At 66.6% G+C, this 5,089-nt stretch carries 4 protein-coding genes; all 4 read right to left on the minus strand.

The window, feature by feature from the left end; translation table 11 throughout:
• The coding region (locus VEG08_10995) for a serine/threonine-protein kinase (protein HXZ28510.1) at nt 1–554 on the minus strand (554 nt) is incomplete at its 3' end.
• A 189-nt stretch (nt 555–743) separates the two neighbouring features.
• The gene (locus VEG08_11000) at nt 744–3,257 is read right to left on the minus strand and encodes a sulfatase-like hydrolase/transferase (protein HXZ28511.1); all 2,514 of its coding nucleotides are present in this window, start codon (nt 3,255–3,257) and stop codon (nt 744–746) included.
• Nucleotides 3,254–4,183 carry a tetratricopeptide repeat protein gene (locus VEG08_11005; protein HXZ28512.1) on the minus strand — a complete coding sequence of 310 codons (930 nt, stop codon included), beginning with the start codon at nt 4,181–4,183 and terminating at the stop codon, nt 3,254–3,256. The genes VEG08_11000 and VEG08_11005 overlap by 4 nt, the downstream gene beginning before the upstream one ends.
• Nucleotides 4,183–5,089, minus strand: a 907-nt coding sequence (locus VEG08_11010; GenBank protein HXZ28513.1) for a YaiO family outer membrane beta-barrel protein, incomplete at its 5' end; no start/stop codon positions are given. The genes VEG08_11005 and VEG08_11010, both read right to left, overlap by 1 nt.

The raw sequence follows: 5,089 nt of genomic DNA on the forward strand, positions 1-5,089 counted from the left end.
TTGGTGATGGTACCCATGATCATGCCCGCCTGGGTGAGGGACTGGGCGGCGGTGGCGGCGTCGTCGCGGGCCTCGGGCTCGCGCAGCTTGGCCAGCCCGAAGTCCAGGATCTTGACCTGGCCGCGCGGCGTGACCATCACGTTCTCGCTCTTCAGGTCGCGGTGGATGATGCCCTTCTCGTGCGCCAGGGCCAGCCCGTCCGCCACCTGCATGGCGATCTCGCAGATCTGGTTGATGTGGACGGGCCGGCCCCCGATGATCTTCTTCAGGGTCTTGCCCTCCACGTACTCCATCACGATGAAGCGGGTGTCGCCCTGCACGCCGTACTGGTGGATGGTGACGATGGCGGGATGCTGCAGGCGGGAGGCGGCCTTGGCCTCGCGCAGGAAGCGCGGCAGGCGATCGTCCTCGGGGATGCTGGAAGGGGTGGAGAGCAGGGTCTTGATGGCGACGGGGCGATCGAGTTCGGTGTCGGTGGCGCGGTACACCACGCCCATGCCGCCTTCGCCCAGCTTCTCTTCGATGCGATAACTACCGAAGGTCTCTCCGACCATTGCCCCTCCTGAGCAAGGGACTGCCTTGGCCGACTCCACAACTCCAACTTGCGAACAGACTATGGGCGATACCCGGGTAAGTGGCCAGAGTATAGTCGAGCAGCCGACAGAAAGCCATGATTCTTAAGGGTAACTGGCCTGTGTTACCTTCGCTGAGAGGAGGCGCCCTGGAGCGCGGAGCGGGCGCGGCTACCTGAGCCCGTAGAAGCGGGCGATGGCCTGCACCTGCTCCTTGATGAGGCCGCGCTGCTGCACCCGCAACTGCTCGCTGACGCGGCCGCCAACGCCACGGGTGTCGCCCTGAAGGTCGTAGTAGTAATCCTTGAAGTTGACCGCATCGACGATGTAGAGGTAGCGTCCGTTCTGCGTCAGCTCGCCGTAGACGGGAGCGTAGCTGGAGGCCACCAGGTAGGCGTTCTGTTCATAGGGCCGCTGCTCTTCCAGGGTGTCGGTGAACAGGGGCCGGCCGAAGAGGGGGCTGGGCACGATGGGCCGCTGTCCCAGCAGGTAGTAGAGGCTGGGGGTGATGTCGCTGAGGAAGGCGACCGCCTGGGGATCGTAGGCCAGCTTGCTCTTCATGGCCGGAGGCAGATGGATGACCAGGGGCACGCGCACGATCTCGGGAAAGACGGTGTAGGCGTGGCCCCAGCGTCCGCGCTCGCCCAGGGAATCGCCATGGTCGGCGGTCACGATGATGATGCTGTTGTCGTACATCCCGCTCTTCTTGAGGTAGGAGAGGAAATCGCCGAAGCAGCGGTCCATGCGGGCGACGCGGGAAGCGTAAGGCGGATCGAAGCCGCGGGGAAAGCTCTCGCCCCGGGGCACGGAGCGGCCCTCGCGGTCGATCACCGAGATGTGGATGTTCTGCGGCTGGGTATAGACGAAGACCGGGCGCGGGTCGGAGCGCGCTCCCAGGGTGGCGGTCAGCTCGCCCAGGGTGTTGCAGAAGTCGTAGTACATGGTGGCCAGGTGGGCGTCGAGTTCGTGCATCTCGGGCGAGGGCCCGAGCACCGTCCCCAGGATGGTGTCCTTGCTGACGTAGGCGTCGTAGTTCTCCGCATCCACGAGTTTCTTGAGCGTGTTCATGGGCAGGAAGGGCGTGACGTACTGCTTGTGCAGCATCATGCCGCCCACCCAGATGGCCGGCTCGGAGAGCCCGGTGCCGCCGTAGTGGGTGAAGGCGTTCTGCATGACCACGCTGTCCTTGGCGAAGGAGTCGAAGTTGGGGGTAAAGGTGACCGCCGGGTTGTAGGCGCCCAGGTAGTCGCGGCGCAGGCTGTCGATGACGAAGACGAAGATGTGGGGCTTGGGGCCGGCGCTGTCGCGCAGGTGTTCGACCAGGTGGATGTCCACCGGCGCCACCGCACGCGAGCGCGCGATGTGGGTGTTCTCCGCCAGGAAGGTGAAAAAGGCGCCGCTGCCGGGCTGGCCGGCGGAGCCGGCGCCGGGCCCGGAGAGCAGCTCATCCACCAGGCGGAAGGAGACGTCGTAATTGGCGTAGTCGTCGACGGTGGCGGCGGCCTCGCTCTCGACGGCGCCGCTCGCCGCCTCCCGCGGCTGCCAGGTGATCAAGCCGATATAGAGGACGAGGACGGCGGCAGCCGCGCCATAGCGCCAGAGCGAACTGCGCTTCCCTTCCGCCGGACGCTGCAAGGAGTAGAAGGCCGCAAAGGTGATCGTCCACACCAGCAGCGCCGCCAGCTTCTGCAGCAGGTACTCCCAGTCCAGTTGCGAGGTCACGGTGGAGAGGTACCAGGTCGCGGCCGCCAGCAGGACGAAGAAGATCGCGCGGGCCCAGGCGGGCAGGCGGCGCAGGAAGCGCAGCGGCAGCAGCAGCAGCGCCAGGCCGCTCTCCAGTTCGTCCTCAGGGTGCGCCAGGCGGATGCTGATGCCGGTGGCCGAGGCTACCAGGGAGGCGGCCAGCGTGGCCGCCACCCCGTCGGCCAGCCAGCCGCGGAACGAGATGGGCGGAAAGACCAAGGCACGGAAGACCAGCCAAAGCAGGGCGGCGGCCACCAGGGTCACGCCTACGAACTCCGCCCCGCGCTTGCGCCGGGACACTCCCGCCAGAGCCACTACCAGGTCGAGCACGATGAACAGCGCCATGAAGGCGAGCAGGTGGGAGATCAGGCTCCAGCCCGCGGCCCAGGCCCACTGCTGGCCGGTGAAGTGCAGGCTGTGGGCCAGGGAGGAGCGCAGCGCCAGCACCAGCGTGTACAACGGCGCCAGATAGAGCGCCGACATCCAGGCGGTGCGGAAGAGGCGGCGGTTTTCGCCGCCGGCGGCATCCGTCCAGCGCAGCGCGGCCGCGTGTCCCACCCAGTCGCTGACCGCCATCCCCAGCAACGGCAGCATGGCCGCCAGGCACCAGTAGAGGCTGGTGAGGTCATTCTCCAGGCCGGAGAGGACGGGATGGAGGAGCAGGGCCACCCCACCGGCCACCATGGCCAGCAGGAAGGCGGCCGTGGTCTTGGGGGCGCGCTTCCAGCCTGACCACAGCGTGGGCGCCACCACCGCCAGCGCCGCCCAGTAGAGATAAGGATGGATGCGGACGAACGTGGTGAGCCAGGGCAGCAGTTGGCCCACCACCACCTGCTGGTAGGTGAAAGGGATGTAAGCCAGCAGGCAGTAGATGGAGGTGATGAGGAAGAAGGCGGCGAAGACGAAGCGGGCCAGGAAAAACAGGGGGCCGCGCCAGCTCATGGCTGCTTGGCCTGCAGGGCGTCGCGGCGGGCACGGATGGTCTTGTCGTTGGGCAAGAGTTCGACCAGGCGGTTGTACTCGCGCAGTTCGCCCTTGCTGTCGTTCAGGTCGCCATAGGCGCGGGCCAGCAGGCGGTGGAAGTCGGGGTCGGTGTCGGCCACCTTGACCCCGCGCTCCAGAGCGGTCTTGGCTTCCGCGGGCTTGTCATCGTGCAGGTAGACCATGCCCAGGATGAGCAGGGCGTCGGCCTTGTTGGGATTCTTGGCCAGCACCTGGTTGGCGATCTTGAGGGCCTCGGCGGGCTGGTCCTGGCGCAGGCGGCAGCGCGCCAGCCCCAGCCTGAGGTCGGTGTAGTCGGGGGAGATGGCCAGGCCCGTCTCGTAGTTCTTGGCGGCCTCATCCCATTGCCCGTCCATCTCCTGGGCGTGCGCCAGGTAAAAATAGGAATCGGAGTTCTTGGGGCTGAAGGAGAGGCAGCGCTGGAAGGCGGCGATGGCATCCTTGTCGCGGCCGGCCTTGGCGTAGGCCTGGCCGTACTTGGGACAGGCCTCCACCGGGGTGGGCGCCCGGTCCACGTACTTCTCCCAGTACTGCGCCTCCTCGCTGTACTGGCCGAGATGATCGTAGATCTCGGCCAGGTGGCCGATGTAGATGTGGTTCTCGGGATAGGCCTGGTAAAGCTCGAGGGTGGGGGCCAGGGCCTCCTGATAGCGGCCCTGGTCCATGAGGGCCTTGCTGGAGGCGTCGAGCTTCTGCGCCTCGGCTTGGGTGAGAGTCGCGCGGCTGCTTCGCGTCACCCACCAGTGGCGCCCGTAGATGGCGGCGCCGAAGACGGCCAGCAGCGCCAGGGGCAGCAGCACGCGCCCCAGCCCGCCTCCCGAGGACGACCGAGGCTTGGCTGCGCCGGGTTTGGTGGCGTCGGTCATCAGAAACGATAGTAGAGAGAGCCTTGCACGGTGAAGCGGTTCAGCTTGTTGCCGGGCGCCAACTCCTCCGAGCCCCCTCCTCCCTTCAGATCGATGGCGAAATGCCCGATGGTCTTATCCACCTCCAAGGTCACGCGGGTGGAGTTCAGACCAATGATATCCAAAGTGGTGCGCGCCAGGGCCAACGAACTGCCGCGGCTGAAGCGCACCTCGATGTAGTCGTGGGTGCCCTCGGAGCCCAAGAAGTAGCGCGCCCCCACCACGATGGTGTGGGAGACGCCCAGGTCGTCGGGGGTCAGATAGACGCGCCCCATGAAGAGCCAGTCGCCCTTGTACTTGTAAACCGCGACGGTGAAGAGGTTGGTGTCGTCGCTGAACTGCAGGCGGCGGTAGCCGCCGCTGATCTCGAAGCCGTGCCCGACGCTCTGGTAGAGGTCCGCGCCCACGCGGTACTTGGGGTAGAGGGTCTGGTCGGGGGAGGCGCCCAGATTGATGTAGGCGTAAGTCCCCGGGCGGATGCGGGGATAGAAGTCGGTCTCGATCTGGTAGCTGGTCAGGCCGAATTCGTCGGCGCGGCTGACCCGACCGATGAGCGAACCCAGGCGGGTGGGGCCGCGCACCTGCCAGGAGTCTTCGTTCTGGGGATCGCGGCCCTGGCTGAGGAAGTCGGTGGTGTGGGTGGCCGACACCTCCCAGTGCCAGGAGTCCACGGTCAGGGTGCGGCGCAGGTGGCGGGCGTCCTGGTTGGTGGGCTCGAGAACCAGCAACTGGTCAAGGGTGTGGAGGGCATCCTTGTAGCGGTTCTGGTTGCGCTGGGCGCGGGCCAGCAAGTACATCATCTCGGTGTCCTTGGGCTTCTGCTGCAGGTAGGCGGTGGCCAGTTGCTCGGCGCGCGCGGGATGATCG

It is taken from the genome of Terriglobales bacterium (assembly GCA_035624475.1).
In the GTDB taxonomy this organism is placed as follows: domain Bacteria; phylum Acidobacteriota; class Terriglobia; order Terriglobales; family Acidobacteriaceae; genus DASPRL01.

Excerpts from the sequence above, each read along its gene's own strand:
- VEG08_11000 (HXZ28511.1), bottom strand. The coding sequence starts at position 3,257 with ATGAGCTGGCGCGGCCCCCTGTTTTTCCTGGCCCGCTTCGTCTTCGCC.
- VEG08_11005 (HXZ28512.1), bottom strand. The coding sequence starts at position 4,183 with ATGACCGACGCCACCAAACCCGGCGCAGCCAAGCCTCGGTCGTCCTCG.